A 25,728-nucleotide genomic window follows, 5' to 3' on the forward strand; every position below is an offset into this window, starting at 1 on the left:
ATCTGACCACCCAGCCGACCCGGCGCAACCAGGACCACGGAACACCACCGGCAGCAAGGCCGGCAACCCAGTCATGCCCATCAACCGAACCCGGACCAAGATCAGAAACACCCCGCCCCATCAAACCTGACCGGTGGATCGAGGCTTAGAGGGACTCGACGTCCGCCGTTCCGAGCTGCTGCCGGCGAGCCTGGCGGTTCCGCAACCAACGGCGGGCAAGGTCGACTGCGGCCCAGATTCCAGCGAGGGGAGACAGCACGACCACGCCGTAGATGAAGATCATCCATGTCAGGATGGCCAAGGGCTGCTGTGCTCCGCTCAACCAGGACAACCCGCCGAGCAAGCCGAGTGTCCAGAACAAAACCACGCCCACAAGCACTGCTCCCGCTGGAAAATACTCGCTCCTCACAACAGCCATCAGTGTCTCCACCGGCTGCCACCTGCCTTCCATCACCGCGCCCGAATAACTTCAGTATGCATCCGGAAAAACGCCAGATAGGGTCAGCGCGCGGGCGAAGTGACGAACATAACTGCAGCGGGCGTGTCGCCACGGATTTTGGGCTCTATTTGAAGCCTTGGATAGCGGCGTAGTCTGTAAACACACACGGTTGATAGCTGGAAAAATGGCTCCGAAGAACAACCCGAAAAGTGGTTTGGCCAGGGCCCTGCGAAGGGTCTTCGGATTCTTCCTGGTGAGTGCGATTTGCGGCGTACTGGCCGCAGGACTGGTAGTCCCCGGTGTGGCGTCGGCCGGGATGGCCGTCAGCGGTTCGATCCAGTACTTCGACAACCTCCCGGGTGATCTGGTGGTCGACGCGCCGTCGCAGTCCACCAAGGTACTCAGCGCAGACGGAAAGACAATCGCCACCTTTTATGCGGAGAACCGTGTGCGGGTCAGCCTGGACCAGATGTCCCCCTACATCAAGGAGGCGATTGTCGCCGTCGAGGACAGCCGTTTCTACGAGCACGGCGGCATCGACCCCCAAGGGATTCTCCGGGCATTAGTGTCCAATTTCAGCAAGGGCACCAACGAGGGTGCATCGACCCTGACCCAGCAGTACGTGACCAACGTACTCAACGAGTCCCGTTTGGCGGCAGGCCAGACCGGCCAAGTGGTGCTCAGCGGTCAGAAAACGCTGGGTGACAAGGTGCGGGAGATGAAACTCGCCGTCGAACTCGAGAAGAAGTTCACGAAGGACCAGATCCTGGAGGGCTACCTCAATATCGTGTTCTTCAACCGGGACGCGTACGGCATCGAAGCTGCGGCGCAGCACTTCTTCAGCGTTTCCGCCAAGGACCTGAGCCTTCCGCAGGCGGCCCTGCTCGCCGGCCTGGTCAACAGTCCCAGCTACTTCGACCCCTCCGTCCATCCAGACAACGCCATCCAACGCCGCAACCTGGTGCTGTCCGACATGCTCGCTCAGGGCAAGATCCAGCAGGCAGCGTATGCGGCCGCCGTCGCCACCCCCCTCAAACTCAACATCACGCCGGGGAAGCAGGGCTGCGCCGCCGCGAACATTGCCGTGTACTTCTGCGACTACATCTCCCACCTCATCCTCAACGACCCTGCATACGGTGCCAGCGTCACGGACCGGGAACAGCTTCTGTACCGCGGCGGCCTGACGATCACTACCACCTTGGACAGCCGCCTGCAGGCAGTGGCACAGCAGCAGGTCGATGCCACGGCAGGTGCGAACCCGGACAAATGGGGCGCCTCCTTGGTCTCGGTTCAGCCCGGCACGGGCAAGATCCTGGCGATGGCGCAGAACACCGTATTTCTTCCTGAACCCGGAAAATTCGATACCCAGCTGAACTTCAACGTCGATTCAAAGGACGCCAACGGTAATGACCTCAACGGAGCCGGAGGGTTCCAGCCAGGTTCCGCCATGAAGCCGTTCACTTTCACTGAGTGGCTCAACGAGGGCAAGTCCATGACCACAGAGGTGGACGCGTCGCGGAGGGTCTATCCACTCGGATTCCCCTGGAGAGACAGCTGCGGGAAGGTACTGGGCGGCTACAGCACGGCCCAGAAAATCGCCGGCCTTGGTACGGCTGACGACCTCCGCAACAACGACGAGGGCTACTACCGCCCGATGCCCGTCAACTACGGGCTCTACAACTCCATCAACACCGCAACCTTTGCCGAGGCAGCCCAACTGGACTTCTGCGGCATCCAGAAAGTGGTCGATGCGGTGGGTCTCCACAGTGGCGTGGACAACGCACCCGTGAACATGCACCAGTTGGGCAACCTCCTCGGCGGCACTGAAGTATCGCCGCTGGTGATGGCCGACGCCTTTGCTACGTTCGCCAACGACGGCACGTATTGCGCGCCGATCGCCGTTGTGGGCATCACGGATCCATCCGGCGGGAAGCTGCCCGCCCAAGCCAGTTCATGCCACCCGGCCATCAAGCCCGAGGTTGCCCGCGGTGTCAACTCCGTGCTCCAGGACGTCCTGAAACGGGGATCGGGCATCTACATCCAACCGAAAGTCCAGGCCTTGTTCCCTACGGCGGCAAAAACGGGAACGAACAACAGCAACGGCTCCACGTGGGTGGTCGGATACACCACCGGGCTCGCCACGGCGTCCTTCTTCGGCGACACCATGGCAGGACAGAGCCGGGCCGGACAGAACGTCACCATCAACGGCAAGTTCTACACGGCCATTGACGGCTACATGCTGGCCGGTCCACAGTGGGCCAACTACATGACGCAGGTCGCCGGACTGTATCCGGCCGCGGCGTTCCCGGCGCCGCCCGCGTCCATGGCGGGGACACCTTCGCCAACTCCTTCGCGCTGAGCTTCAGAATTCCTGTCCAGTAGCGAAATCCGCGTACCCCCGGCCACCTCGGGGGTACGCGGATTTCCTGTGAGTTTCGGAAGAGTTCGGCTACCCGCAATTGAACCTGTCGTGAACGTTTCCGCGGTGAGGCCCAATCGGCAAGACGGAGACCCTCCCCGCAACAAGAATCATCCGGGGACGCATTCTCGATCGATAAGAACGCAATAGCGAAGGGTCTTATTTTGATGAAGACAGCCAAGAAGAACGGGCTTGCCACGGCAGCGGTCCTGGGGGCCGTGCTCATGGCCGGATCCGCGGTGGCGCCGGCGATGGCCGACGACGCTTCACGCGGCGGCCAGAACGTCCAAGGCCAGCAGGGATCAGACAGCAGCAAGGACCAGGGCCGCCAGGGCGAAACATCGAAGCATGTCTTGTTGCTTTCGGTGGACGGCCTCCACCAGCAGGATCTGGACTTGTACGTGAAGAACCACCCGGCCTCGGCCCTTGCGGCGCTGGTGAACCACGGCACCAGCTACACGCACGCCCAGACTCCCGTGCCTTCGGATTCCTTCCCGGGCATGGTCGGCCAGCTGACCGGCGGCAATCCCGGGACCACAGGCGTCTACTACGACGACACCTTCAACCGGGCACTGCTACCCGCGGGCACAACGGACTGCAAGAACACGGCGCCCGGCGCCGAAGTGGCATTCACCGAAGCCGCGGACAAGAACCAGAACGCGCTCGACGCCGGCCAAGGCTTGCCTGGTCTGCCGGCAAGCATCCTGAACATGACGGGACAGCCCGGCACGCTCCTTGACCCGGCCGCCCTCCCGGTTGACCCGGCCACTTGCAAGCCGGTCTACCCGCACCAGTATTTGAAGGTGAACACGATCTTCGAAGTCGCCAAGAGCGCTGGCCTGACCACGGCGTGGTCGGACAAGCACCCGGCCTACGAAATCCTGAACGGCCCTTCAGGCAAGGGCCTGGACGACCTGTTCACCCCGGAAATCAACAGCAAGGCCACCGCTCCGTTCACCGGCGACTGGACGCAGGACAACGCCGCGACCCAGCAGTACGACGGCTACAAGGTCCAGGCCGTACTGAACGAAATCGACGGCAAGGACCACTCCGGCACCAAGACAGCCGCAGTACCGGGGATCTTCGGGATGAACTTCCAGGCCGTCTCGACGGCACAAAAGCTCCCGACGTCGGACGGCCTCACCGGCGGCTACCTTCAGGGCGGCACCGTTCCCGGGCCGCTCTTGAGCAAGGCCCTGGACTTGGTCAACGCTTCCGTGGGCAAGTTCGAATCCGCACTGGCGGCTTCGGGCCACGCAAAGGACACCACGGTGATCCTTTCTGCCAAGCACGGTCAGTCGCCGATGGACTCTTCGACCCTGTCGAGGGTGCCTGACAGCGCAATCATCGACGGCCTGAACGCGGCGTGGAAGTCTGCACACCCCGGCTCCGCAGACCTCGTGGCGTTCTCCACCGACGACGACATCATGCAGCTGTGGCTTTCGGACCACTCGCAGGCCGCAGCCCAGTTCGCCAAGGACTACCTGGCAGCGCACTCTGCCGCCGGTAACGACATCAACGGAACTGCCAAGACCGTGACAACCTCGGGGTTGAGCAAGGTCTACGCGGGCAGCGAAGTTGCAAACTACTTCGGCACCCAAACCAGCGATGCCCGCTACCCGGACATCCTGGGCATCGCTCAGACCGGCGTGGTTTACACCGGCGGCAAGGCCAAGATCGCCGAACACGGCGGAGCCAGCGCGGACGACCGCGATGTGCCGCTCGTGATCTCCGGCGCCAACGACGAACACGCCCGGACCGTGACCACCGCGGTCGAGACGACGCAGATTGCACCGACCATCCTGAAGACCCTTGGCCTGGATCCGAACATGCTGCAGGCAGTGCAGATCGAGGGGACCAAAACCCTTCCCCAGCGCTGATCCAGCGCGCTTCAAACACTGGAGGGGTTCCACAGCCGGAAGGCCGAGGGGCCCCTCCCTTGTACCCATCCGACCCCGGGCAGTACGAAATGGACCGTTCCGCCGGCTAAGCCCGCATTGGGCTCCACGCCCCGTCTGCTTACAATCAAACGTCAGCAACTACTGAGGGAACCATGAAGAAAATCACCACAACCCTGCTCGCGGCCGGGCTCCTCCTCTCCGCTTCAGCCTGCTCCGCATCGCAGCAGCTAAGCACCGCGGACACCTGCAGCCGGGTCAAGACCGTCATCTCGAACCCCACGAACACCACGGACAAAACGGGAACCATCCGCGTAGCCAACCAGCTCCGCCCGATCGAAGCGGTGTCCTCGGATGAGCTGAAGCCCACCCTGAAGACGCTTGTGGACTACCTGGACGAGTCCTCGAAGGACAACCCGGATACCGCGAAGCTCAATGCCATGAAGAACGATTACCAGAACGCGGGCACCAATTACGGCAAGTACTGCGGCGGCTAAAGGCAGTTTGCATTCCATACCCGAGGGCTGGCCGTGGATGCCCAGCCCTCGGGTGGCCTTCGCAGGTTACAGCGCGGTGTGCTTCCCGAACGGATGGTGGCCCGTGGCCGGCTGTCCGTGGCTGCCCAGCCATTCGGACAGGGCCTCGCGCAGGATCTCGCTGGGCGTGAGGCTAAGCGATTGTGAAGCCGACTCCAGGGCGCGGTCCAGCTCATCAGGGATCTGGAAATCCAAGGGCGAGGGACGGCTGTCTTCCTGCAGCTCGGAAGGCATACCATCGCCTCGCAACAACTTGCCGACGGCTGGCTTCATGTCGTTTTCGGTCCACGCCGATAGGTGCTCGAAATGACTCACATCTCGTGTCATGATTTTCCCTCCCAACAATCAAGCATCCTCCGTTGGAGGGTCGCAGTCACCATCTACGAGTAATTACTCTCTAACTATCGCTGCAATCCCACATCTTGGCGCGGCCACACGGTCATTTCCCCCTTCGGCGGCCCGCCACGCGCTGGAACACGGCCACGATTTTGGGCGGCCCGGGCCGTTTGACGACGCCCAACTGGAGCATCGCCGTAAGGTCGTTAAGGCGCCCGAGGTTGGTGCCTTCCGACAAGACGCGGACGGCCACCGCCGCACCAGCTCCTTGTTGGCTTCATTCATAGGAAGGCCTCCTCCGGATAGGTGGTTCCAGCGCTGGTCGACCGGGTCCGTTCGAAGACCCAGGAGTCGCGGAACGGACCCGGCGCTCACGCTGAGGGTGAGACCGCGACGGACATCGATCAGCGCAGGGCTGGTGCCGTCAGAGTGATCTTAGGGCTTGGGCCGATTCCGGTCTAGGGAATCGGACCCCTGACGTTGCAAAAACTCATCGTCGCAAGAGGTAATCGGCAACCCCAGCCGGATTCGAAAGCCCAAGGAGATGTCCGCCGCGCAGGACATCCGGCTCAAGCCCAAGGCGATCGAGCGCTACCCTGCGCTGGAACTCGAGCGGGAAGAACCGGTCACCCTCACCGCTAAGTACCCTGATGGGCACGGCCGGCCACTCCACGAAGTCGCAGCTCGACGCAAAGACTGCGTTTGCTTCGGGCCGCTGGTACGGTTCCCCCTCGGACGCAACCTCTGGTGGAACGTCATGCAGGAAGTACTCATTCACATCGAACTCTTCGCCGTAACCACCGGCCGCGGCGGCACGCTTGCGCGCGTCCTCCCAGCCCGTGTTGTCCCACCATGCACCTGGGGTCTCGCCTGGGTTGGGAATCATCGCGTTGACGAGGACGATCTCTGCGACGACGGTCCGGGCACCCACCATGGGCGCCGTGAAACCGCCGAGCGATTGCGCAACAAGCACGACGTCGTTCCGGCCACTGATTGCCTCCTCAACCAAACGCGCGTACTCGGGCAGGCCCGCATTTTCGTCGTCCCCCGGAAGATCGACGGCGACAGCATCGTGACCTGCCTGCCGCAAGAGGGGGACGACGCGGCTCCAATACCAGGCTGAGCCTCCTGCTCCGGGCACGAGCACGAACGCGGTCACGAGGCATCACCGGTGAAGTCATCAACATACGGACCACGGTTCGGCGTCGAAGTCATGCCCACATTCTTCCCCAGATCGCGGTGCCCGCAAGGGACCCGCTGCAGATGCCTTGGTCCGGCCTTTCCCTGCAGGAGGCCTAGTGGGAGGATGCCTATAGGTGCTGACCAGAGACGAGAAGGACGGGAAACGACATGTCGACCCAGGAATCCGTGGAAACAGAACGCAAGTACGACGCTGACTTGGAAACGCCCCTTCCCGCGTTCGTGGACATCACCGGCGTCGAACAGGTCGCTGACCCCGCAGATCATCAACTTGAGGCCGTCTACTTCGACACGGACGGCCTCAACCTTGCCAAGCACCGCATCACCTTGCGGCGCCGCACCGGCGGTACGGATTCAGGCTGGCATCTGAAGCTGCCGCCAGACCGGGACACCCGTGTGGAAATCCATGCGCCGCTAGGGCAGCCCGAGACCGTTCCCGAGGAGCTGGCGGAGAGGCTCCTCGTATTCACCCGCAGCGAAGAGCTCAAGCCGGTGGCCCGGATCCATACCCGCCGCACTTTGTATCGCCTGCACGGAAGCGAGGACGTCACCCTAGCCGACTTCGTGGATGACCATGTGACGGCTGAGACCTTGCACCCGATGCAATTGGAGCGGCAATGGCGGGAATGGGAAATCGAACTGGTCCACGGCGATGAAGCCCTGTTTGAGAGCGCGGAGCGCGTTGTGTCAGGGGCCGGCGCAACCCCTTCCGCTCATGCTTCAAAACTGGCCCGTGCGTTCGGGACCGCCTGGCCATCCGCAGTGCCCACACCACCAAGAGCCCGCCCGAAGGGTTCTGCGGGAGACGCAGTGGTTGCCTACATTGCCGCGCAGATCGCTGAAATCACGGCACTGGACTCCGGAGTCCGGCAAGGCGCCGAGGACGCCGTTCACCGCATGCGCTCGGCCGCCCGCAGGCTCCGCTCGACTTTGTCCGCCTACGGCAAGCTCTTCGACGCCGAGGCCGGGGACCAGCTCAAGGCCGAACTGAAATGGCTGACCAAGGTACTGGGCAAGGCCCGGGATGCAGAGGTGCTGCGCGACCGGATCGGGGAATTGCTGAATGACCAACCCGATGGCGTCGTGCCCGCTTCAGCTGCCACCAAGATCAATGACGAACTCGAGGCAGCTTTCAACTCCGGGTACCGTGGGATGCTCCGCTCCTTGGGAACGAAACGCTATTTCCGGCTACTGGACGCGCTTGAGGAATTCCGCGACGGGCCTCCTACAAGACCTCGCGCCGGGAAGAAGGCCCGTCCCGTCACGGCAAAGCTCGCTGCGAAAGCGATCAAGCGGGTGCGCCGGTCCCAGAAGGCGGCGACCCGGCAGGCTGGCGCACAACACGACATGGCATTGCACCAAGTCCGCAAAGATGCGAAGCGGCTGCGGCATGCAGCCGAGGCCCTGCAGGACGTCCACGGTAAACCCGCTGCGAAGTTGGCCCGTCGCGCCCAAAAGATCCAGAAGATCCTAGGAGAGCACCAGGACAGCGTCGTAAGCCGTTCGGTGCTGCTCCGACTCGCAAACGACACTGGCGGATCGGTGGAGGACAACTCGCCTTATGGCCCCCTGCTCGCTGCCGAAGAGCAGCGAGCGGCGGACTCCGGGGCCCGCTATGAAAAGCTCGCCAGGAAGAAGCGCTTGAATCCCCTGTGAGGAACGCAACTGTGAGTGATGGGATTGTGACGGACGGCGCTGGGAGTCAGAGGCTCAGCCTTCGCACTCTACGCAGTAGGCGTGGCCGTTCTTTTCACGGGCAATCTGGGAGCGGTGACGGACGAGGAAACACGAGTAGCACGTGAACTCGTCTTCCTTCTGGGGAACGACCGCAATGATCAGTTCCTCGGCCACGAATTCGCCGCCTGGTACCTCGTTGCCTTCAAAAGCATCGGCCTCGTCCAGCTCCCGTACAACGCTGCGGGCGTCCGGAGCATTGGCAGACTGCAGGGCCTGAAGTGACGTGCTTTGGGATTCCGCGACGTCGGAGCGGAGTTCGTCGTAATCGGTTGCCACCTGGGGTTATCTCTTCTCTTGTGTATTTGCTGGCGAATGTGCAACATACACCATGCAGCTGCTATTCCCCACAATGTGGCGAAAATCGTGTCCCGATCGTCATGACAGCTCCCGACGGCGGCACGCCGCTCGAGCGCCCGATCAGGCCTTACGTCCGCCTTCGCGTCCGACATCGCGGTGGAGGTCGCGGTGGAGGTCGCGGTGGATGTCCGGGTCCAGCCCGTGGCCGGTGGCGAGCTGCGCGAGCAGCTCGCCAAGTTGCGTGATCTGCTCGTCTGTCAGCGGGGCCAGAAGTTCCGCTTCATGCTGCTCGGCAATCCCGCGTAGTTCCCGCAGTACGCGCTTGCCGGCGTCCGTAAGTAGGAGTTCATAGTTCCGCCGGTCCGTGCTGCTGCGTACCCTCTCCACGAGGCCGCGTTCCTGAAGCGAGTCGATGAGTGAGACCACCCGGCTGGGGACGGCGCCGAGCCTGTCCGCGAGGGAGCGCTGGCTCAACCCGGGGGTGCGTCCGAGCAGGCGGATGACACCGGCGTCGCTCGGCGTGAGGCCGATCTCCCGCGTGCGGTCGGCAAAGCGCGACGATGCCACGGCGCCTAGCTGCGACAAGAGAAAAGCGGTCCGTTTCGGCCGGCCCGGTGTGGCTAAGTCCATGGATTCAGAATACATGCTTGACAGAACAATTCTAGAGGTGAACTATTTCAGTAGTGATGCAATTACGAAAGGTTCAGCACGACGAGAAAGGTTCAGCCATGAGTAGTCGTTCGATTCCGGATGAAGGCCGTCCAACCCGTTCAGGCGGCCCACACCCCGGAGTCCTTGCCATCGTCAGCCTGGGCATTTTCCTCGCCAGCCTCATCACGTCCGCAATCCTGACGGGCGGCCAAACGTTCGTCTCGCCCTTTGCCCCGCCGGGGCAAGTGGCCGCGTTCTTCCAGCAAAACGTCGCTGCCACGCGGGTCGGCGGCATGCTCCAATTCGGCTCCGCAGTGCCATTGGGCATCTACGCCGCCACCGTCTACGCCCGGCAGCTCCGGCTCGGCGTGCGCGTTCCCGGACCGGCCATTAGCTTCTTTGGCGGCATCAGCGCAGCGATCTTCCTGATGTTCTCGGGTTCCCTGACCTGGCTGCTCAGCCGGCCCGAAATCACCACGGATGTCATGCTCACCCACGCACTCGCCTTCCTCGCATTCATCAGCGGAGGGGTCGGCTTCGTCATCGGAATCGGCCTCCTCATTGCGGGCATGGCCGTCCCGGCCCTGATCTTGCGCTTCATGCCCTGGTGGCTGGCTTGGACCGGCCTGGTCATTGCCGCGCTATCCGAGTTGAGTTTCCTGTCCATGGCGGTCGAGCCGCTTCAATTCCTGCTCCCTATCGGGCGCTTCGGCGGCCTTCTCTGGCTGGTTGCTGCCGGCTTCCTGCTCCCACGCAACCGGGCTGCCGCGAACCAAGAGCCCGGCGCGCACGGGCCCGGCGCAAGCCGAATAAACGGCACAAGCCAAACGCACGGCCCAAGCCGGACAACGCCATGACGACGGCGGATCCCACCCGGCCGCTGTCCGGCAAGGTCGCGCTCGTCACCGGAGCGAGCCGCGGAATCGGTGCGGAGATCGCAACTGCGCTGGCTGGCGCCGGTGCCGACGTCGTCCTTGCTTCGCGTGACAGTGCCGGCTTGTCCCGGCAGGTCACCGCCATCACTTCGGGCGGCGGGAATGCCGTGGCCATGTCCGTGGATGTGGGCGACGAGGACTCGGTGGAAGCCCTGATGACCCGGATCCAGGACCGCTCCGGCCGGCTCGACGTCGCAGTCAACAACGCCGCAGGCGGCGGCCGGACCCCGGCGCCGCTGGCCGAGTGGGCGAGCGCGGAGTTCGACAGCGCAATCTCGGTCAACCTGCGCGGAGTGTTCCTCTGCCTGAAATACGAAATAGAGCTCATGCTGGAAAGCGGACACGGCGGAGCGATAGTGAACATGTCCTCCACCGCCGGCGAACAAGGCGTCGCCGGCATGAGCGGCTACGTGGCGAGCAAATTCGGCGTCGGCGGCCTGACGCGGGTGGCCGCGCTAGACTACGCTTCCCAGGGGATCCGGGTCAACGCGATCGCTCCCGGCCCCATCCTCACGGAGCGGCTTGCAGGAGCGGGCCAGGCCGCCCAGGACCGCGTTGCGGCGGCCGTCCCGCTGGGCCGGATCGGCTCCACGGCCGATGTTGCTGCGGCGGCCCTCTGGCTTTGCTCGGACCAATCATCGTTCGTCACCGGAACCGTTCTCGCCGTCGACGGCGGCCGGCTGGCAGGAACGCCCGCGTTCAACACCAGCAGGAAGGAAACCCAGCCATGAGTGAACCCCGTTCCCACATCGAAGAGCTCAGTTTTCTCTGGGCAAGAGCCGAACGAAACAATGACGCCGAGGCACTGGACAAGCTGCTGGCGGAAGACTTCACCGCCGTCGGCCCACTGGGATTCGTCCTTACGCGAGTCCAGTGGCTCGAGCGTTATCGCGAAGCAGCCTTCGTCAACGAACAGTTCGAGTGGAACATCAACAGCGTTCGCTCCTACGGCGATTCGGCCGTCCTGATTGGGATCCAGAACCAGAGAGCCGCCTACCGCGGCAATCCCTCCAACGGGAAGTTCCGCGTCACGCAGATCCTGATCCGGCGGGACGAACGGTGGCAGCTCGCAGGCCTGCACCTGTCATCCATGGCACAGCCCGAGGCGGCTGCCAGATAAAGGAAGGCTCGGTGCCAGCTTCGAGACTAGGATGACTGGACGCAGAGGCCGCCTTCCCATCCATGGACCTCCGGTCAACTGCGGAAGCTTGGCTACTGCCTGCGCGACGGGTTATCCGTTCCCTCGCACCTTCCTCAGTACGAAGATGTGATGGAGTACTACAACGACGTTGCTGTTTTCGTGCAGGAAAAGCTCGATTCCCTTGACTGGGACAGCTTGCTTACGGGCCGGCCGTTCACCGTGACTTCGCGCCTAAAAACTCTCGATACCCTGACTCAGAAATTGAACAGGGACCGTCGGTATCCGTTGCCCGCCGTGCAGGACATCGCAGGCGTCCGATTCGAAGCGGAAATGACGCTGGATGAACAGGACGCTGTCGCAGGGGCAATCATGGGGATGTTCAATCAGGATCCCGGATGCATCCACGATCTTCGGTCAGAACCGCACAGTGGATACCGCGCAGTTCACGTCTGGCTCCGCCTCCCAGTCAGGGTGGAGGTCCAAGTCCGCACTCGGATACAGGGACTTTGGGCCAACATGTATGAGTCCGCGGCCGACGTTCTTGGGCGGGAAATCCGTTACGGAGAACTGCCGGCGGATGCCGCCCTGCACGCGCTCATCACGACGATGCAGGACATTTCAGTGACCAAGATCGCTCTGCTGGAGGTGTCACGGAATGAAGTCATCCGGATTGGCGCCCAGACGGCGGCCAACCTTGCAATACTCCGCAGCTTGGAGGCCGAGGGCTTGGACTCTTCATCGGAACAATTCCGGCACGTCCTTGGGCAACTCGAAAAAAGCGATCTTGACGCCGAAGCGGCCCAGAAAGGCATTGATGCGGAAGAAGCCGAAGTCAGAGCCAGCCTTGATGAATGGAAGGGTCTTTTTGATAGCATTCGAGAAGAGAGAGGGTGAGAACCATTTCAGGATTCCTGATTGTGTATAACCGGCGGACCTTCGACCGCCAGGTGACTGAGTTCCCGGGAGCCAACGGGCCCCGCGAGGCGCTCAAGCAGCGACTTCGCCTTGAACGCGAACGCCACGACCAAGAGATCGAAATCGCCTCCTTAAATAGCGACTCCATCGAAACCATCAAGCGAACCCACTCCCGATACTTCACGGGCAAGGAACGCCTCGTAGCCATCTAGGTCAATAGCAAGATAGGGCCAGCCATTGCGCACCGGCTGCCCCCCCCTACTTGTGCGGTGCCAGACCGCAGTTGTTGGATCAGGGAGCCCCCGGCCTAGCCCGATCCGTTCCAGATGCGGCGCCACCACGGTCGCTTGCCAGCAAGTTCCTGGTTCACGGCTTCCTTGGCCGCGTTTGCCTCGGCGGCCGCCGCCCGGCGCTCGCGCCAGCGTTCCAGCTCGACGCCGACGTCGCGGGTTTTCGTGATCACCGGCGGGCCGCCCTGGAGCTGGCGCCGCGCGTCAATGACCCGGGCGTTGAAGTCCTCCACCAGCTCGCGCACCTGCTTTTCCGAGTAGAGGGCGTCAAGCTTCGCATCCAATTCGGCATCCTCGGTGCGGAGCAGAATGGCCTTCGGTCCGAGACCGCTGAGATGCTCGCGCTGGATGAGGCCTTTGACCCACCAATCGGGATCGTAGCGCTCCCCCAGCCCGGGGATCGGCTTGCCTGCGTACTTCAGGTTGTCGAACTTCCCTTGCGCCATGGCGTCGCGGATCAGGTATTCCACCCGGGCGGCGTCGTCCACCTTCTTGCGCTTCTGCCGCTCCTCTTCCTCGGCGGCCTCAAGTTCGGCTTCTTCCTCGGCCGTCATGCCGGTCGCGCGGACATTCCGCAGCTCCATGGCTCGCTCCAGCCGGCGCTTGAACGCACTGTTTTCGCCGTTCACGGTCAATCACCGCCTTCGCTTGCGGAAATCCTGGATCTGCGTCCAAGTATTCCGCAAACGGGACACTGCCGGGATGGCTCTCACGGAACGCGGCCTCTGTTCACGCCCAGCGCAGCTCACTAACCTGACTGGTAACGGCTAGTTCAGGAAGAGGGTCACCATGGACGAACAGGGCATTCTGCACCGCATCCAATCGCTGGTGGAGGAGGAGCGGGAACTCCGGGAGAAGGCAGAAGCGGCCCCGCCGGGTCCTGCACATGCCCCTGACCGCGTAAGACTGGAACGCATCGAACAGGACCTGGATCAGTGCTGGGACCTGCTGCGACAGCGGCGGGCCAAGAGGCAGTACGGGGAGAACCCGAACGAAGCCAAGCCACGGTCCCCAAAACAGGTGGAAGGCTACACCGGCTGAAGCTGCGAGAACACAGGACGACGACGGCGCCTTCCTGGGTGCTGTGGCTGATCCAGCTGCGGTCGCGGTTCACGCTAGACATGATCGTGGCGATCTCTTCGACGCTGCCCGACGTGAAGCTGAGCCGGGAGTCAGACGGCGCCAGGCCCGCACCGTTGGCGACGGCAGTCATCTCAATTGCCGCTTTCGTACCGTCGCGGAACGAGGTGTGCATGTACGGGTTGAGCTGATCAAGGTAGTTGGCACCCTTGCCCGCGCAGACCACGTCGAATGCGCTGGTAGGCGCCCAGTCCAGCAACTCCATGATGACCGCGGGCTGGTCGCCGTAGGCCATCGAATATACGACGCCGGCAGCTTCTGCACGCTTAGCCAGAGCCGGGCCCGCCAACGCGTCGGCTTCAACGGTCACCATGATGAAGGCGAAGGCCCCTTCCGCACGCTTCATGTTGATATCGGCGATGCACGACATGGATGCGTATTTTCCTCTGGGCCACTCAATTTCCCCCTTCGGGCCACTCAATTCGGGAACTTCAACCTCCTAATGGCCGATTCAGCCCGTAGCCTTGCTCACACGCCGGTTATCTCTCTCTCTCGGGTTTGAGACCTGTCCGGTCGCTGGTGCCCGGCCCAATGGACGCCGAGCAGATGTGGAAAGACATCTCTTATTCGAATTGAGGGGATTTCAATGAATATGAAGAAAGCATTGGCCGGACTCGCGCTCACCGGAGCACTGTCCTCCGTCGCCGGAACCGCAGTCGCGGCCACGCAATATCCGGTCGAGGGTGGCCATTGGAATTACGGCTTCAATGGCGTCGGCATTTACTCCGACTACTTCCATGGCTCCCGCTGCCATGGTTCGTCAGTCTGGAACGACTGGGGGAACAACCGCAGCATTGATGTTTCTCCTGGGCAGTGGTCGAATTCTTGGCTCGGCGCAACCCCTTGGACAAACAACAAGTACTACTACCGGGTTTGCTAGCGCGTCAGCCCCGCCAATCCAGTTGAGTTCAGCCCAGTGGGGCCTCGTTCCAGGACCCACTGGGCGAAACTCAACGCTCTGTGAGGAACCGCCGTAAATGCTGAAAATCCTGGTACGAGTCACATCCTTTGGAATTGCTATATTCCTGTCCGTGCTCGCGGGCATATACATACAGACCACTGAAGAGGCGTTTCCGCGCGACGCCGAGTTCAGGGCAAGCCTCGATTTCTCCCAGACTCGGTTGCCCAAAGCCCAAATCATTTCGGAGCTGGACGCGCTTGCGGATGCCTCAGGGCTTCATCTGGCCAAAATAGTGGCCGATCCTGAAGACTTCTACAACGCTCGCTCACTGTATGCATTCGGTAAGGACGCGACCGACACGCCGCGGGTGCTCGAGTGGTTCGACGCCGGGATGCACGGAGAGCTACGCTCCGCCCACGAACTTGGCAGCGCCAACCTCAACGGCCCCTACGTCTATTCAGGGCCAGAGACTGCGGTGGCGCAGCTCAACAAATGGTTCGATGCTCGTGGTGTCAAGAACGCTGTCATCGCCAAGGTCCCCGCCGCGGTGCTCCAGCAGGCGGTATTTTCTACCGGAGCTTGGTTGACGTTTCTGACCTGCCTCGTCCTGCTCATCGCGCTCGTCATCTCGTGGTACGCCCTCCGGGCCCGGGCCCGGTCCCTCAAGCTCTTGTGCGGAGCAACGGCGGCCAAAGTAGTTGGTGAGGACCTTCTTTCGCTCGTCCAGGTCGTGGTTCTCCCCGCAAGCGGGGGCCTTCTCACGGCCCTCGTGGTGGTTGCGGTCCAAGGCAAGGCGTCCTACCTACTGCCGTTCGCCCTCGCGAGCGCGTTCTTCCTAGCCTCGGCTTTGGGTGTGATGCTGCTCTGCGCCCTGATTGCCAGCGCCATGACGTGGCCTTCTGTCTCCGGAATCGCCTCCCGCCAGCCCCCGGAGAAGCACTTCCAGTGGATTAGCGAGGTACTCAAGGGCGCAACACTCGTCCTCGTAACAGTCACGCTGCCGATCGTCGGGGCATCGATCGCCGAAGCGACGAATCTTTCAAACAAAAACGCCCAGTGGGAAGTCCTGAAGAACAATGTCTCGGTCCGGATCAGCACTGGCTCAGAGACTGAATTCGAACGACGGCTAGCGGAAATGCGCGATTTGGCCGTCGCAGCATCCCGCGCCGGCAAGTTGACATTCTCCTATTCCTTCAAACCCGCGAATATCATTTCGCTGAACGAAGGAGCGTCCACCGACCTTGGCGGATATGACGGCACAGTCCTGGTGAACCCTAGCTACTTGAGGGCGATTTCAACCCTCATTGATTCAACGCCCTTACCCGGGAATCCGTTAGGCACTCGTGCAGAGCGGATTTCCCCAGATCAGCTGCCAGCCGCACTCAGGGAGCATCTGGAGGGTCAGTACCCGCTCTGGACCAGGGTGGGCACTCTTGACGGATTCGCGAACGCGTTCAAGACGTACCGCTACACCGGCCACAAGAACTTTCCTGGGTTGCCTCCCAGACTTGGAGAAATGGCCCACTTCGAGAACCCACTCATTGTTCTAGTTGATGATCCGGCAGAAATCTTCGATGACGGCACAATTGGCGCCTTCCTCACCAGCGGAAACCTAACATTCAGCGATGCTCGCTGGGTACGGGATTACCTCGCTGGCCACCCCTTGGGAAACGTCGTCCTTTCGGTGGATCGTATCTCCGACGCTGGCTTGTACAACAGCCAGCTTCAGAACCAGTCTGCAGGCATGAAAACCCTCTCCTTCACGCTGGTCCTGCTGGCCCTGACCATGAGCACTGCCGTCTCGGCGCTCGTCTACGCCGTTACCAAGGGCCGTCGCCACTTCGTACAGCGCACTGCCGGGTGGCCCTGGGCCAAGTCGCTCGCGCGACGGCTCGCATGGGAAGGCACGCTGGCTGTCGTCGTCGCCATCGCGATGTTCCTGGCTCTTGGAGCGGGAAGCGGTGGCGATGCCTGGTGGGCCCTGGCGGCAGTCCCGCTCTACGCGGTCATAAGCGGCCTCCTTCACATCACGTCTGCCAACGGAGTCTTCGCACAACTACTTGCCCGCCGAGTGTAGGCCAACGAAGGTATCGGGGAAGGGAACTCAATGGATATCAAAGCAGAGAACATCACAGTGACCATCGACGGCAAGGACGTTCTCAAGGGACAAAGCGTCCACGCGACCCCCGGGGAAACCCTAGCGTTTGTTGGGCCCAGCGGGTGCGGGAAGACAACCCTCCTCAATGTTCTGGGGCTCCTGCGCCGCGTCGACGGCGGGCAGGTGCACGTCGGGGGCCGGGACGCCACGCGCTGGGACGACCGGCGTCGTCGTCGGTTCTGGCAGCAGCACGCCGCCTTTGTCTTCCAGGATTACGGCCTCATCGATGAAGAATCCGTCGAGTACAACGTTGCCCTCTCGCAGATGCCCATCTTCGGACTTTCGAAGCGCCACAGGGCGGGCATTGAAAGTGCGTTGGACCGGGTGGGACTTGTAGGCCGGGCCCGGGAGAAGGTTTCAACTCTGAGCGGCGGCGAGAAACAACGCGTCGGCCTAGCCCGGGCAATGTTCCGCTCCGCCGACGTCATCTTTGCGGACGAGCCGACCGCGTCCCTCGACCTCGACAACCGCAATCTCGTGACACGCTTCCTGCAGGAAGAGGCCGCCCGCGGCGCCGCCGTCATCATAGCCACCCATGACGAGGCGCTCATCAAGGCATGCGACGTGTCGCTCCGACTTGGCTCTGCGGTCGAGGCGAATCCGCGGCCGGCCAAGCCGGTGGAGGGCTACAGCGACTGAACGAAGAGCCGTACTACAGCGCCGACCAACCGCCGTCGGACGCGAGGATGGCCCCGTTGACGTTGGTGCCGTCGTCGCTGAGCAGGAAGGTGATGGACGCCGCCAACTGGGAAGCCGTCGCCGGGGTGGGGACAGTGGCCTGCATGAGCGGACCGAGGCGTTCGGCCGCCAGCTGGGATCCCCACACCGCCTCGATGTTCGTAATCGTGGCGAGGGCGTCCACACGCCCGCCGGCGGCAACGACGACTGCGGCAGCGGTCTCCTCGGTGGAGATGTCTCTGGCCACGGGCACCAGGTCCAGGCCGCTGTTTGCCTCCACCAAGGCGTCCAGGCGCTCCTTGCTGATGTCGGCGGCGATGACCCGGCCGCCCTCCTTCGCGACGCGCAGGGCCGTGGCCTGGCCGATGCCCGAGCCCGCCCCTGTGACGAAGACCGTCTTCCCGGCAAAACGGCCATTGATGGCGGCTTCCTGCCATGCAGTTTCGTTGCCCATGTTGTTCCTCCTGAACGTGCTGGTGGCTTTCCATCCACCTTATGACACTCCGTGTCATTATGTAAGAGTGGATACTGGAAAGATGCCCTCAGACCATACGAAGCCGGCCGTGGCGCGCTCCACCGGACGCCCGGCGACAATTGATCCGGACGCCGTGGCCGGCATCGCGCTCCGGCTTTTTGCCGAGAACGGCTACGAGCGGACGTCGATGGAGGACATCGCGCGCGAGGCGGGAATCGGGCGGAAGAGCCTGTACCGCTACTTCCCCAGCAAGGCTGACCTCGTCTGGGGCGGCATGGAACCGGTGGTGGAAGCCTCGGGACAGGTGCTGGAAAACGCCCGCACAGCAGAGCCGTCCGACGGCGACACTTCCCACGGCGGCATCCTCGCCGGACTGCGGGCGGCTGCCATCGCCGGGGCTTCGGCGATCCCTGACCTTGCCGTCACGCGCGGGCGCCTGCGCCTGATTGCAGAGCACCCTGAGCTGGCGAGCAGAAGCTACGATGCCTTGGCCCCACAGCGGGAACGCGCGCGGCTTTACCTCGTTGAGCTGGGCATCGGCGAAAGCGCGGCAGGCTATCTGTGCGCCGCCTATCTCGGAGCGACGTTCGAGGCGTGGATGCAGTGGGCAACCGGGACGGATGCGGATCCGGTCCCGTATTTGGTAGAGGCCCTGGGAGTGCTGCGGGTTCCGACCGTCCGACCCGGCGGATAACCTATGCCTGGGAGGGCAAATGACAGTTCGAAGCGCGGGCATTCTGTTGTACCGTCGGAGCTCCACTGCGGAATTGGAAGTGTGGATAGCCCACATGGGCGGCCCGTTCTGGGCCCATAAGGATGCACGCGCCTGGTCCATTCCCAAAGGCGAATACCTCGAAGACGAAGATCCCCTGGTGGCCGCCAAGCGTGAGTTCGCCGAGGAGATGGGGGTTGCAGCACCCGCCGTGGAATATCACCAGCTGGGCATCTTCCGGCAGCCTTCGGGCAAACTCGTGGCGGTTTTCTCGGCGGAGTCGGACTTCGATCCCGAGAGAATCGTGAGCAACACCTTCGAGCTGGAGTGGCCGCGAGGATCCGGCATTGTCCGGAGCTACCCTGAGATCGACGACGCGGTCTGGGCCACGGAGTCAGTTGCCCGCGCCAAACTGGTGAGCGGGCAGGTGCCGATCCTCGACGCGTTGATCCGGTACCTCGGGATCGCGGCCTGAGCCTGCTCCCAGACCGGTCAGGAATGGAGAAGCGGCACTTTCGGGCCGCGCCTAGAATGGCGGTCATGGACAACACCGTCCACGCCAGCTTCGTCCCCTAATGACTTCAGGAGTGATCATGAGCGACTCTTCCAACGAGGGAATCAAGACCGTGCTGCATCCCGTTTCGGACCTCGCCGCGGCGAAGGCCGTGTACACGGCTTTGCTCGGCATACCGCCACAGGCCGACGGGCCGTATTACGTCGGCTTCGACGTCGCGGGCCAGCACATCGGGCTCGTTCCGGGAGGCGGACCGCAGGCCATGACCTCGCCTGTCGCCTACTGGCACGTTTCGGACATCGAGGCGAAGCTGGCCGAGGTGACTGCCGCCGGCGCTACCCTGAAGGAAGCAGCCCGCGACGTCGGGGGCGGCCGTCTTGTTGCCACCGTGACCGACCCCGACGGCAACGTCCTCGGGCTGCTTCAGGATCCTCAATAGCCAAGCAAAAGCCGACGAAGACCGCGAAGACGACCCCGCGTAAAAGATGGAGACACGATGAGCACGGCAACGAGCACGGACACGCAGTCGCCTGAGCTGCACACTGCCGACACCCACGATCTGATTCGCGTGCAGGGCGCACGGGAGAACAACCTCAAGGACATCAGCATCGAACTGCCGAAGCGCCGGCTGACGGTGTTCACGGGCGTCTCCGGTTCGGGCAAGAGTTCCCTCGTGTTCGCCACGATCGCCGCGGAGTCGCAGCGCATGATCAACGAGACGTACAGCACCTTCGTGCAAGGGTTCATGCCGACCATGGCGCGGCCGGATGTGGACCTGCTCGAAGGACTCACAACGGCGATCATCGTCGACCAGGAGCGGATGGGCGCGAACACCCGTTCCACCGTCGGTACCGCCACCGATGCGAACACCATGCTGCGCATGCTCTTCAGCCGCCTTGGCCAACCGCACATCGGATCGCCCCAGGCGTTCTCGTTCAACGTCGCCTCGGTTTCCGGCGCGGGAGCGGTCACTTTCGAGCGCGGTGGCACGACGACGAAGGAGCGGCGGAGTTTCAGCATCACCGGCGGCATGTGTCCGCGCTGCGAAGGGCGGGGCTCGGTCACCGACTTCGACCTCACCGCACTGTACGACGGCAGCAAGTCGCTTGCCGAGGGCGCACTCACCATCCCCGGCTACAGCATGGACGGCTGGTACGGACGCATCTTCGGCGGCTCCGGATTCTTCGACATGGACAAGCCGATCAGCAAGTACACCAAGAAGGAACTCCACGACCTGCTCCACAAGGAGCCCACCAAGATCAAGGTCGAGGGAATCAACCTGACGTACGAGGGCCTGATCCCGAAGATCCAGAAGTCCATGCTTTCCAAGGACCCGGAGGGAATGCAGCCGCACATCCGTGCCTTCGTGGAGCGGGCCATCACTTTCACCACTTGTCCCGAATGCGATGGCACCCGGCTCACCGAGGCGGCCCGCTCGTCCAAGATCAAGGGAATCAGCATCGCCGACGCGTGCTCGATGCAGATCAGCGACCTCGCTGGATGGGTGCGCGGTCTCGACGAACCGTCGGTGGCACCCCTCCTCAAAGGGCTGCGGCACCTCCTCGACTCGTTCGCTGAGATCGGACTCGGCTATCTCTCCCTCGACAGGCCGGCAGGTACGCTCTCCGGCGGCGAGGCGCAGCGCACCAAGATGATCCGACACCTGGGCTCATCACTCACGGACGTCACCTACGTCTTCGACGAACCCACGATCGGATTGCACCCGCACGACATCGAGCGCATGAACAAACTGCTGCTGCAACTGCGGGACAAGGGCAACACCGTGCTCGTCGTGGAGCACAAACCAGAGGCGATCGCGATCGCCGACCACGTCGTCGACCTCGGTCCCGGCGCGGGCGCCGCTGGTGGCGAGGTGGTCTTTGAGGGCACCCTCGAAGGGCTGCGTTCCAGCGGAACCCTGACGGGGCGTCACCTTGAGGATCGCGCCGCCCTCAAGGAGACCGCACGGAAACCCGCGGGCGCACTCGAGATCCGTGGCGCGAGCGAGAACAACCTGCGCGACGTCGACATCGACATTCCTCTCGGGGTCCTCGTCGTTGTCACCGGCGTCGCGGGTTCCGGCAAGAGCTCCCTGATTCACGGCTCGCTGTCCGGGAAGGACGGCGTCGTGTCGATCGATCAGGCGGGGATCAAGGGCTCACGGCGGAGCAACCCTGCGACCTACACCGGACTGCTTGAGCCGATCCGTAAGGCGTTCGCGAAGGCCAACGGCGTGAAGCCGGCGCTGTTCAGCGCGAACTCCGAGGGCGCATGCCCCACCTGCAACGGCGCGGGCGTCATCTATACGGACCTCGGGTTCATGGACACCGTGTCCACCCCCTGCGAAGAGTGCGAAGGCAAACGGTTCCAGGCATCGGTGCTCGAATACCGTCTCGGCGGCCGCAACATCGCGGAGGTGTTGGCGATGTCGGTGAAAGAGGCCGAGGAGTTCTTCTCCGCGGGCGAATCCAGGATCCCGGCAGCCCACGCGATCCTGCAGCGGCTGGCCGACGTCGGACTCGGATACCTCAGCCTCGGCCAACCGCTCACCACCCTTTCCGGGGGCGAGCGGCAGCGGATCAAACTGGCAACCCACATGGGCGAAAAGGGCGGCGTGCTCATTCTCGACGAGCCCACCTCGGGCCTGCACCTCGCCGACGTCGAACAGCTGCTCGGCTTGCTGGACCGGCTGGTGGACTCCGGGAAGTCTGTCATCGTCATCGAGCACCACCAGGCGGTCATGGCGCATGCCGATTGGATCGTCGACCTCGGCCCGGGCGCGGGTCACGACGGCGGCCGGATCGTTTTCGAGGGCACGCCCGCCGATCTCGTCGCAGCCCGCTCCACCCTCACCGGTGAGCACTTGGCGACCTACGTGGGCGGGAGAGCTAGCGGGACGGCTGGCTCTCCTCGGCAGCGCTCGGCGAGTGGATGAAAAGGCTGGCGAGCGCGGTAAGGAGGAGAAGCGACGCCGCGATGATGAAGCTGGTCTGCATTCCGTGGACGAAGTTGCTGCGGTCGGCGATGAGCGCACCGAAGACGGCGATGGCGACCGCGCCGCCCACTTGGCGGAAGGTATTGAAGACTGCGCTTGCCGTGCCTGCCTTTTCGCTCGGGACGCTCGCGAGTACGACGGCGGTGACCTGCGGCATCGCGATCGATCCACCAGAACCCGTGAAAATCAGGAAGATACCGACGAGTAGCGGCGATCCCAGCGGCGCCGTGAGACGCATCGCGGTGAGTCCCACGACCATTGACGTCAATCCGACGACCACCGGCACCCGAGTCCCGAACCGGTTCGAGAGGGTACCGCTGACGATGTTGCCGACGATGCTGAACGCCGCCGAAGGAAGGAATGTGAAACCTGCCTGAAGCGGAGTCAGCCCGAGGTGCTGTTGGAGGAAAAGACTGACAACAAAGACCGTGCCGAAGTGGCCAACCATGAACGCGAATCCCACCGAGAGCGAGATTCTCATGCCGGTGGATCGAAACAACTCCAGCGGCATCATCGGGTGCCGGCCGCGCGCCTGGATCAAAAGGAAAGCCGCGAGGCTGATTGCTGCAAGGACCAGGCCGCCGATGACGGGCACCGTGCCGAAGCCCTCGGTCCCGCCCGTGATGAGGCCGTACATCAACGCCGTCAGGGCAACGATCGCCGCGGCCTGACCGGCCCAGTCGAACGGAGTTGGCCGTCGCGGGGACGTCGCAACGGAAGCCAGGAGCACCAGCATCGCGACGCACACGGGAAGGTTGATGCCGAACACGAGCCGCCAATCCAGTGTGGTGAGGAGGCCACCCACAAGGGGTCCCACGGCTCCGGCCACGGCCCCGCCGACCGCCCAGATCCCGAGGGCATGTGCGCGACGGCGGAGATCCGGAAAAGCTTGCCGAATCAGCGCCATCGACGCCGGTAGCATGATCGAGGCCGCACCTCCTTGGAGGAAGCGGGCGGCAATCAGAACGCCCGACGTCGGCGCGACTGCGCACGCGACGGACGCGACGAGGAACAGTGCGATACCCCATCCCAGCGCCCTTTTCGCGCCGATCCGATCCGACAGGTTCCCGGCGAACAGCAACAACGCGGCGAACATCAGCGTGTAGCCGTCGATCACCCACTGCAGGCCGGCCGTTCCGCCCCCGAGTTCCTTGCCGATGCTGGTGAGCGCGACGTTGACGATCAGGATGTCGAGGGTGATCAGGAAGAATCCCAGCGACGCAATGATGAGTGTGAGCCGTGCCCGGGGAGCATCGTCCATGGCCGAGGGAGGAACCGGAGCCGGAAAAGTGGTTTCGGGGCGAGTCATGGTTTAAGGAAACAGCCCATACAGAAAACAAGGGAGACTCTGTCTTGAGGGGTACCGGCAGTGACCCCATCGTAAGCGCGGCGAGCGCCGTCGGGGCCCCGACGATGTGCTAGCCGGCAAGTCCGAGGAACACTAGCAAAGCCCTTTCAATCTCAACGAGCTGGGCGGCCGTCAAGCGGCCGACCCGGCTTTGCACGTTTGAACGGCGTAGCGTCGTCAACTTGTCGATCATCACGTGGCTTTCCTGCCGCAAGCCGGACAACTCCGAGGCTGAGACACTGACCCGAAGGAGGGGTGCATCGATCAGGGTTGTTGTCAGGGGAAGAACCGTGACGGAATCGGTGACGTCGAATCGGTCATCCTGGATGACCAGCGCTGGCCGTGGCTTGGAAGCGTAGACGCCACCGGCCACGGTCCAGAGTTCGCCGCGGTTCACACTTCGTCCCAGGGCGCTGACACAGCCTCGATGAACTCCTGGTCATCGGAGTGACGGTCAGCAGCTGCGGCTGCGGCAGCTTGCCGATGTGCTTCGGCGTCGAATCCATCGGCTCGAACGTCTGGCACCCACACCTGGATTGGGCGGAAGCCGTGTTCGCGCATCCGCTTACGGTACTCACTAACCCGATCTCTGACTGCCATGGCATCAATGTTACATGTAACGTGATTCTGGCGACAGGCACGGAGATGCCCCCCAACGAAAGCGCTGCGAGCGCAAGGCCGCCTTTCGCCGTCGGGCACTCTCCGTCAGCCCATTAGAGATATGAAGGAAGGGTTGCAAGTCCTGCCCGTCCGGGCCGGCCGTTATCGCCGGTGGTCCCGCAGCGAACAAAGTGGACAGCATCCGCGCCACCACGGCCCACGATTCCTTCTCCGTGGAGCGTTCCATCCTGTCCAACGATTGCCACGTACTCACCATGGGCCAGCGCGTAGTCGGGGTGGAACTGGCCAGCAGGCTTGCACGGGAATGGCTCGGCTATGCCTTCGACCCCGCCTCGGCGTCGGCCGACAAGGTCAAGGTGCTCACGGATTTCGAAGGCTGCTGAGTCCCTGTCCCAGTCCCAACTAGCTGACAGTTGTTGTCGTTTAGAGGCCTCATAACGACAACAACTGCCAGCTACTTGGGTCCCTCAGCACCGGGGGTGGGCCCGAATTTTGGGCTAGGCGTAGGGTGGAATACGGACGATAGGAGCACTTCATGAAGAAAATCCTCATGGTATTGACCAGCGTGTCCGAGCTCGGCGATACGGGAAAGAAGACCGGCTACAACGTGGCCGAGGCTGCACATCCTTGGAAGGTCTTCAAGGATTCCGGGCACTTCGTTGACTTCGCATCCATCCAGGGCGGCCAGCCCCCGCGCGATGAGGTGGACTCGCAAGATCCCATCCAGGTTGCTTTCACGGAGGACGAGACCACACGCGCCGGTCTCTACAACACTGCCCGCGTGGACGTCGTTGATCCAGGCCAGTACGACGCAGTCTTCCTCGTGGGAGGCCACGGCGCCATGTGGGACTTCCCGGACAGCGAAGGCTTGCAGAACCTGGTTGCCAGCGTCTACGACGCCGGCGGCGTGGTGGGCGCGGTCTGCCACGGACCCGCGGGTTTGGTGAACGTGGACCTGGCCGACGGATTCCGGCTCGTCGGGGGCCGGGAGGTGGCCGCCTTCACCAACGACGAAGAAGTTGTCGCAGGGATGGACAAGATCATCCCGTTCTTCCTGGCAGACCGGCTCAAGGAACAGGGGGCGATCCACCTCTTCGCCGACGCCTTCGCAGAGAAGGTCGTGGTCTCCGAGCGGTTGGTCACCGGGCAGAACCCGGCCTCCGCCGCCGGCGTGGCGAAAGAGATGGAGAAACTCCTCGCGGAGGTCATCCACCAGGAAAAGGCCGAGGAACAGCACGAGGCGGAAGCCTTGCGCGCAGAGAAGGACGCCAAGAAAGACGCCAAGAAGGCTGCTACGGCAGGCACCGAGCACTAACACCCGTAGCGCACTGAGACTGGAGGCCGCCCCGACAACGGGGCGGCCTCCATCCCCTCGGCGACGTCGGCTGCGAC

At 63.1% G+C, this 25,728-nt stretch carries 28 protein-coding genes and 2 pseudogenes; 19 read left to right on the forward strand and 11 right to left on the reverse strand.

The window, feature by feature from the left end; translation table 11 throughout:
• Nucleotides 1-145 precede the first annotated feature (145 nt).
• Nucleotides 146-418, reverse strand: a complete 273-nt coding sequence (locus tag AB4Z38_RS20335) for a hypothetical protein (protein ID WP_441431383.1) — start codon at nucleotides 416-418, stop codon at nucleotides 146-148.
• A gap of 205 nt (nucleotides 419-623) precedes the next feature.
• On the opposite strand from AB4Z38_RS20335, the gene AB4Z38_RS20340 reads away from it, so the two are divergent.
• The 3 genes from AB4Z38_RS20340 (at nucleotide 624) to AB4Z38_RS20350 (ending at nucleotide 5,253) form a co-directional block, all read left to right on the forward strand.
• Complete coding sequence (locus tag AB4Z38_RS20340) at nucleotides 624-2,798, forward strand: transglycosylase domain-containing protein (RefSeq protein ID WP_441431384.1); 2,175 nt, start codon at nucleotides 624-626, stop codon at nucleotides 2,796-2,798.
• A 227-nt stretch (nucleotides 2,799-3,025) separates the two neighbouring features.
• Nucleotides 3,026-4,738 (forward strand): alkaline phosphatase family protein, encoded by a 1,713-nt coding sequence (locus tag AB4Z38_RS20345; RefSeq protein ID WP_441431385.1) that lies wholly within the window; start codon nucleotides 3,026-3,028, stop codon nucleotides 4,736-4,738.
• A 173-nt stretch (nucleotides 4,739-4,911) separates the two neighbouring features.
• Nucleotides 4,912-5,253: a hypothetical protein gene (locus tag AB4Z38_RS20350; protein WP_441431386.1), complete on the forward strand. Its 342-nt coding sequence runs from the start codon at nucleotides 4,912-4,914 to the stop codon at nucleotides 5,251-5,253.
• A 66-nt stretch (nucleotides 5,254-5,319) separates the two neighbouring features.
• Here the strand turns inward: AB4Z38_RS20350 and AB4Z38_RS20355 are convergent, their stop codons facing one another.
• Together AB4Z38_RS20355 and AB4Z38_RS20360 are read right to left on the reverse strand one after the other, a co-directional pair.
• Complete coding sequence (locus AB4Z38_RS20355; protein ID WP_441431387.1) at nucleotides 5,320-5,619, reverse strand: hypothetical protein; 300 nt, start codon at nucleotides 5,617-5,619, stop codon at nucleotides 5,320-5,322.
• A 499-nt stretch (nucleotides 5,620-6,118) separates the two neighbouring features.
• Nucleotides 6,119-6,787 (reverse strand): alpha/beta fold hydrolase, encoded by a 669-nt coding sequence (locus tag AB4Z38_RS20360; RefSeq protein ID WP_441431388.1) that lies wholly within the window; start codon nucleotides 6,785-6,787, stop codon nucleotides 6,119-6,121.
• 191 nt (nucleotides 6,788-6,978) lie between these two features.
• Here AB4Z38_RS20360 and AB4Z38_RS20365 point away from each other — a divergent pair, with 191 nt between their 5' ends.
• A complete protein-coding gene (locus tag AB4Z38_RS20365; RefSeq protein WP_441431389.1) occupies nucleotides 6,979-8,484 on the forward strand; it encodes a CYTH and CHAD domain-containing protein in 1,506 nt (501 codons plus the stop codon).
• A gap of 54 nt (nucleotides 8,485-8,538) precedes the next feature.
• Here the strand turns inward: AB4Z38_RS20365 and AB4Z38_RS20370 are convergent, their stop codons facing one another.
• Both AB4Z38_RS20370 and AB4Z38_RS20375 read right to left on the reverse strand, forming a co-directional pair.
• Nucleotides 8,539-8,841, reverse strand: a complete 303-nt coding sequence (locus AB4Z38_RS20370; RefSeq protein ID WP_059389433.1) for a DUF4193 domain-containing protein — start codon at nucleotides 8,839-8,841, stop codon at nucleotides 8,539-8,541.
• Nucleotides 8,842-8,982: 141 nt separating this feature from the next.
• Nucleotides 8,983-9,429, reverse strand: a complete 447-nt coding sequence (locus tag AB4Z38_RS20375) for a MarR family winged helix-turn-helix transcriptional regulator (protein WP_441431390.1) — start codon at nucleotides 9,427-9,429, stop codon at nucleotides 8,983-8,985.
• A 161-nt stretch (nucleotides 9,430-9,590) separates the two neighbouring features.
• Between AB4Z38_RS20375 and AB4Z38_RS20380 the strand changes: the two genes are divergently transcribed.
• The 5 genes from AB4Z38_RS20380 (at nucleotide 9,591) to AB4Z38_RS20400 (ending at nucleotide 12,716) form a co-directional block, all read left to right on the forward strand.
• A complete protein-coding gene (locus tag AB4Z38_RS20380) occupies nucleotides 9,591-10,370 on the forward strand; it encodes a hypothetical protein (RefSeq protein WP_441431391.1) in 780 nt (259 codons plus the stop codon).
• Nucleotides 10,367-11,179: an SDR family NAD(P)-dependent oxidoreductase gene (locus AB4Z38_RS20385; RefSeq protein ID WP_441431392.1), complete on the forward strand. Its 813-nt coding sequence runs from the start codon at nucleotides 10,367-10,369 to the stop codon at nucleotides 11,177-11,179. The genes AB4Z38_RS20380 and AB4Z38_RS20385 overlap by 4 nt, the downstream gene beginning before the upstream one ends.
• Nucleotides 11,176-11,568 (forward strand): nuclear transport factor 2 family protein, encoded by a 393-nt coding sequence (locus AB4Z38_RS20390; RefSeq protein ID WP_441431393.1) that lies wholly within the window; start codon nucleotides 11,176-11,178, stop codon nucleotides 11,566-11,568. The genes AB4Z38_RS20385 and AB4Z38_RS20390 overlap by 4 nt, the downstream gene beginning before the upstream one ends.
• A 150-nt stretch (nucleotides 11,569-11,718) precedes the next feature.
• On the forward strand, nucleotides 11,719-12,483 hold the full coding sequence (locus AB4Z38_RS20395; RefSeq protein WP_441431394.1) for a RelA/SpoT domain-containing protein: 765 nt from the start codon (nucleotides 11,719-11,721) through the stop codon (nucleotides 12,481-12,483).
• Complete coding sequence (locus tag AB4Z38_RS20400; RefSeq protein WP_441431395.1) at nucleotides 12,480-12,716, forward strand: hypothetical protein; 237 nt, start codon at nucleotides 12,480-12,482, stop codon at nucleotides 12,714-12,716. Before AB4Z38_RS20395 ends, AB4Z38_RS20400 begins: the two co-directional genes overlap by 4 nt.
• 95 nt (nucleotides 12,717-12,811) lie before the next feature.
• Here AB4Z38_RS20400 and AB4Z38_RS20405 read toward each other — a convergent pair whose 3' ends face one another.
• A complete protein-coding gene (locus AB4Z38_RS20405) occupies nucleotides 12,812-13,423 on the reverse strand; it encodes a J-domain-containing protein (RefSeq protein ID WP_441431396.1) in 612 nt (203 codons plus the stop codon).
• A gap of 160 nt (nucleotides 13,424-13,583) precedes the next feature.
• Here AB4Z38_RS20405 and AB4Z38_RS20410 point away from each other — a divergent pair, with 160 nt between their 5' ends.
• Nucleotides 13,584-13,835, forward strand: coding sequence for a DUF2630 family protein (locus AB4Z38_RS20410; RefSeq protein ID WP_441431427.1), 252 nt, complete (start codon nucleotides 13,584-13,586; stop codon nucleotides 13,833-13,835).
• Nucleotides 13,836-13,911: 76 nt separating this feature from the next.
• Here the strand turns inward: AB4Z38_RS20410 and AB4Z38_RS20415 are convergent.
• Nucleotides 13,912-14,304: pseudogene (locus AB4Z38_RS20415) on the reverse strand (flagellar biosynthesis protein FlgA); the annotation flags it as partial.
• A gap of 216 nt (nucleotides 14,305-14,520) precedes the next feature.
• On the opposite strand from AB4Z38_RS20415, the gene AB4Z38_RS20420 reads away from it, so the two are divergent.
• The 3 genes from AB4Z38_RS20420 to AB4Z38_RS20430 all read left to right on the forward strand — a co-directional run bounded on the left by AB4Z38_RS20420 (nucleotide 14,521) and on the right by AB4Z38_RS20430 (nucleotide 17,632).
• Nucleotides 14,521-14,814, forward strand: a complete 294-nt coding sequence (locus AB4Z38_RS20420; RefSeq protein ID WP_441431397.1) for a lactococcin 972 family bacteriocin — start codon at nucleotides 14,521-14,523, stop codon at nucleotides 14,812-14,814.
• 97 nt (nucleotides 14,815-14,911) lie between these two features.
• On the forward strand, nucleotides 14,912-16,912 hold the full coding sequence (locus tag AB4Z38_RS20425; RefSeq protein ID WP_441431398.1) for a hypothetical protein: 2,001 nt from the start codon (nucleotides 14,912-14,914) through the stop codon (nucleotides 16,910-16,912).
• 30 nt (nucleotides 16,913-16,942) lie between these two features.
• Nucleotides 16,943-17,632, forward strand: coding sequence for an ABC transporter ATP-binding protein (locus AB4Z38_RS20430; RefSeq protein ID WP_441431399.1), 690 nt, complete (start codon nucleotides 16,943-16,945; stop codon nucleotides 17,630-17,632).
• 13 nt (nucleotides 17,633-17,645) lie between these two features.
• Here the strand turns inward: AB4Z38_RS20430 and AB4Z38_RS20435 are convergent, their stop codons facing one another.
• On the reverse strand, nucleotides 17,646-18,125 hold the full coding sequence (locus tag AB4Z38_RS20435; protein WP_441431400.1) for an SDR family NAD(P)-dependent oxidoreductase: 480 nt from the start codon (nucleotides 18,123-18,125) through the stop codon (nucleotides 17,646-17,648).
• An 82-nt stretch (nucleotides 18,126-18,207) separates the two neighbouring features.
• Here AB4Z38_RS20435 and AB4Z38_RS20440 point away from each other — a divergent pair, with 82 nt between their 5' ends.
• From AB4Z38_RS20440 to AB4Z38_RS20455, 4 genes are all read left to right on the forward strand, one after another.
• Nucleotides 18,208-18,840: a TetR family transcriptional regulator gene (locus AB4Z38_RS20440; protein WP_441431401.1), complete on the forward strand. Its 633-nt coding sequence runs from the start codon at nucleotides 18,208-18,210 to the stop codon at nucleotides 18,838-18,840.
• 19 nt (nucleotides 18,841-18,859) lie between these two features.
• Complete coding sequence (locus AB4Z38_RS20445; protein WP_441431402.1) at nucleotides 18,860-19,333, forward strand: NUDIX domain-containing protein; 474 nt, start codon at nucleotides 18,860-18,862, stop codon at nucleotides 19,331-19,333.
• A 118-nt stretch (nucleotides 19,334-19,451) separates the two neighbouring features.
• A complete protein-coding gene (locus AB4Z38_RS20450) occupies nucleotides 19,452-19,811 on the forward strand; it encodes a VOC family protein (RefSeq protein ID WP_284984128.1) in 360 nt (119 codons plus the stop codon).
• 57 nt (nucleotides 19,812-19,868) lie between these two features.
• A complete protein-coding gene (locus tag AB4Z38_RS20455; RefSeq protein WP_441431403.1) occupies nucleotides 19,869-22,307 on the forward strand; it encodes an ATP-binding cassette domain-containing protein in 2,439 nt (812 codons plus the stop codon).
• Here the strand turns inward: AB4Z38_RS20455 and AB4Z38_RS20460 are convergent.
• The 3 genes from AB4Z38_RS20460 to AB4Z38_RS20470 all read right to left on the reverse strand — a co-directional run bounded on the left by AB4Z38_RS20460 (nucleotide 22,261) and on the right by AB4Z38_RS20470 (nucleotide 24,315).
• The gene (locus AB4Z38_RS20460; protein ID WP_441431404.1) at nucleotides 22,261-23,676 is read right to left on the reverse strand and encodes an MFS transporter; all 1,416 of its coding nucleotides are present in this window, start codon (nucleotides 23,674-23,676) and stop codon (nucleotides 22,261-22,263) included. The genes AB4Z38_RS20455 and AB4Z38_RS20460 overlap by 47 nt on opposite strands.
• 109 nt (nucleotides 23,677-23,785) lie before the next feature.
• Nucleotides 23,786-24,112: a type II toxin-antitoxin system PemK/MazF family toxin gene (locus AB4Z38_RS20465; RefSeq protein ID WP_441431405.1), complete on the reverse strand. Its 327-nt coding sequence runs from the start codon at nucleotides 24,110-24,112 to the stop codon at nucleotides 23,786-23,788.
• Nucleotides 24,109-24,315, reverse strand: a complete 207-nt coding sequence (locus AB4Z38_RS20470; protein ID WP_234753327.1) for an antitoxin MazE family protein — start codon at nucleotides 24,313-24,315, stop codon at nucleotides 24,109-24,111. Before AB4Z38_RS20470 ends, AB4Z38_RS20465 begins: the two co-directional genes overlap by 4 nt.
• Nucleotides 24,316-24,494: 179 nt before the next feature.
• On the opposite strand from AB4Z38_RS20470, the pseudogene AB4Z38_RS20475 reads away from it, so the two are divergent.
• Both AB4Z38_RS20475 and AB4Z38_RS20480 read left to right on the forward strand, forming a co-directional pair.
• Nucleotides 24,495-24,719, forward strand: a pseudogene (locus AB4Z38_RS20475) (RpiB/LacA/LacB family sugar-phosphate isomerase); the annotation flags it as partial.
• Between the two features lie 152 nt (nucleotides 24,720-24,871).
• Nucleotides 24,872-25,651 carry a type 1 glutamine amidotransferase domain-containing protein gene (locus AB4Z38_RS20480; RefSeq protein ID WP_441431406.1) on the forward strand — a complete coding sequence of 260 codons (780 nt, stop codon included), beginning with the start codon at nucleotides 24,872-24,874 and terminating at the stop codon, nucleotides 25,649-25,651.
• Nucleotides 25,652-25,728 lie beyond the last annotated feature (77 nt).

This window comes from Arthrobacter sp. 2RAF6 (assembly GCF_052115205.1).
Taxonomy (GTDB): domain Bacteria; phylum Actinomycetota; class Actinomycetes; order Actinomycetales; family Micrococcaceae; genus Arthrobacter.

What these genes read in the sequence shown, in the direction of transcription:
- AB4Z38_RS20335 (WP_441431383.1), bottom strand. Translation starts at nt 418, where the DNA reads ATGGCTGTTGTGAGGAGCGAGTATTTTCCAGCGGGAGCAGTGCTTGTG.
- AB4Z38_RS20340 (WP_441431384.1), top strand. Translation starts at nt 624, where the DNA reads ATGGCTCCGAAGAACAACCCGAAAAGTGGTTTGGCCAGGGCCCTGCGA.
- AB4Z38_RS20345 (WP_441431385.1), top strand. Translation starts at nt 3,026, where the DNA reads ATGAAGACAGCCAAGAAGAACGGGCTTGCCACGGCAGCGGTCCTGGGG.
- AB4Z38_RS20350 (WP_441431386.1), top strand. Translation starts at nt 4,912, where the DNA reads ATGAAGAAAATCACCACAACCCTGCTCGCGGCCGGGCTCCTCCTCTCC.
- AB4Z38_RS20355 (WP_441431387.1), bottom strand. Translation starts at nt 5,619, where the DNA reads ATGACACGAGATGTGAGTCATTTCGAGCACCTATCGGCGTGGACCGAA.
- AB4Z38_RS20365 (WP_441431389.1), top strand. Translation starts at nt 6,979, where the DNA reads ATGTCGACCCAGGAATCCGTGGAAACAGAACGCAAGTACGACGCTGAC.
- AB4Z38_RS20380 (WP_441431391.1), top strand. Translation starts at nt 9,591, where the DNA reads ATGAGTAGTCGTTCGATTCCGGATGAAGGCCGTCCAACCCGTTCAGGC.
- AB4Z38_RS20385 (WP_441431392.1), top strand. Translation starts at nt 10,367, where the DNA reads ATGACGACGGCGGATCCCACCCGGCCGCTGTCCGGCAAGGTCGCGCTC.
- AB4Z38_RS20390 (WP_441431393.1), top strand. Translation starts at nt 11,176, where the DNA reads ATGAGTGAACCCCGTTCCCACATCGAAGAGCTCAGTTTTCTCTGGGCA.
- AB4Z38_RS20395 (WP_441431394.1), top strand. Translation starts at nt 11,719, where the DNA reads ATGGAGTACTACAACGACGTTGCTGTTTTCGTGCAGGAAAAGCTCGAT.
- AB4Z38_RS20410 (WP_441431427.1), top strand. Translation starts at nt 13,584, where the DNA reads ATGGACGAACAGGGCATTCTGCACCGCATCCAATCGCTGGTGGAGGAG.
- AB4Z38_RS20420 (WP_441431397.1), top strand. Translation starts at nt 14,521, where the DNA reads ATGAATATGAAGAAAGCATTGGCCGGACTCGCGCTCACCGGAGCACTG.
- AB4Z38_RS20425 (WP_441431398.1), top strand. Translation starts at nt 14,912, where the DNA reads ATGCTGAAAATCCTGGTACGAGTCACATCCTTTGGAATTGCTATATTC.
- AB4Z38_RS20430 (WP_441431399.1), top strand. Translation starts at nt 16,943, where the DNA reads ATGGATATCAAAGCAGAGAACATCACAGTGACCATCGACGGCAAGGAC.
- AB4Z38_RS20435 (WP_441431400.1), bottom strand. Translation starts at nt 18,125, where the DNA reads ATGGGCAACGAAACTGCATGGCAGGAAGCCGCCATCAATGGCCGTTTT.
- AB4Z38_RS20440 (WP_441431401.1), top strand. Translation starts at nt 18,208, where the DNA reads ATGCCCTCAGACCATACGAAGCCGGCCGTGGCGCGCTCCACCGGACGC.
- AB4Z38_RS20445 (WP_441431402.1), top strand. Translation starts at nt 18,860, where the DNA reads ATGACAGTTCGAAGCGCGGGCATTCTGTTGTACCGTCGGAGCTCCACT.
- AB4Z38_RS20450 (WP_284984128.1), top strand. Translation starts at nt 19,452, where the DNA reads ATGAGCGACTCTTCCAACGAGGGAATCAAGACCGTGCTGCATCCCGTT.
- AB4Z38_RS20455 (WP_441431403.1), top strand. Translation starts at nt 19,869, where the DNA reads ATGAGCACGGCAACGAGCACGGACACGCAGTCGCCTGAGCTGCACACT.
- AB4Z38_RS20460 (WP_441431404.1), bottom strand. Translation starts at nt 23,676, where the DNA reads ATGACTCGCCCCGAAACCACTTTTCCGGCTCCGGTTCCTCCCTCGGCC.
- AB4Z38_RS20470 (WP_234753327.1), bottom strand. Translation starts at nt 24,315, where the DNA reads ATGGCAGTCAGAGATCGGGTTAGTGAGTACCGTAAGCGGATGCGCGAA.
- AB4Z38_RS20480 (WP_441431406.1), top strand. Translation starts at nt 24,872, where the DNA reads ATGAAGAAAATCCTCATGGTATTGACCAGCGTGTCCGAGCTCGGCGAT.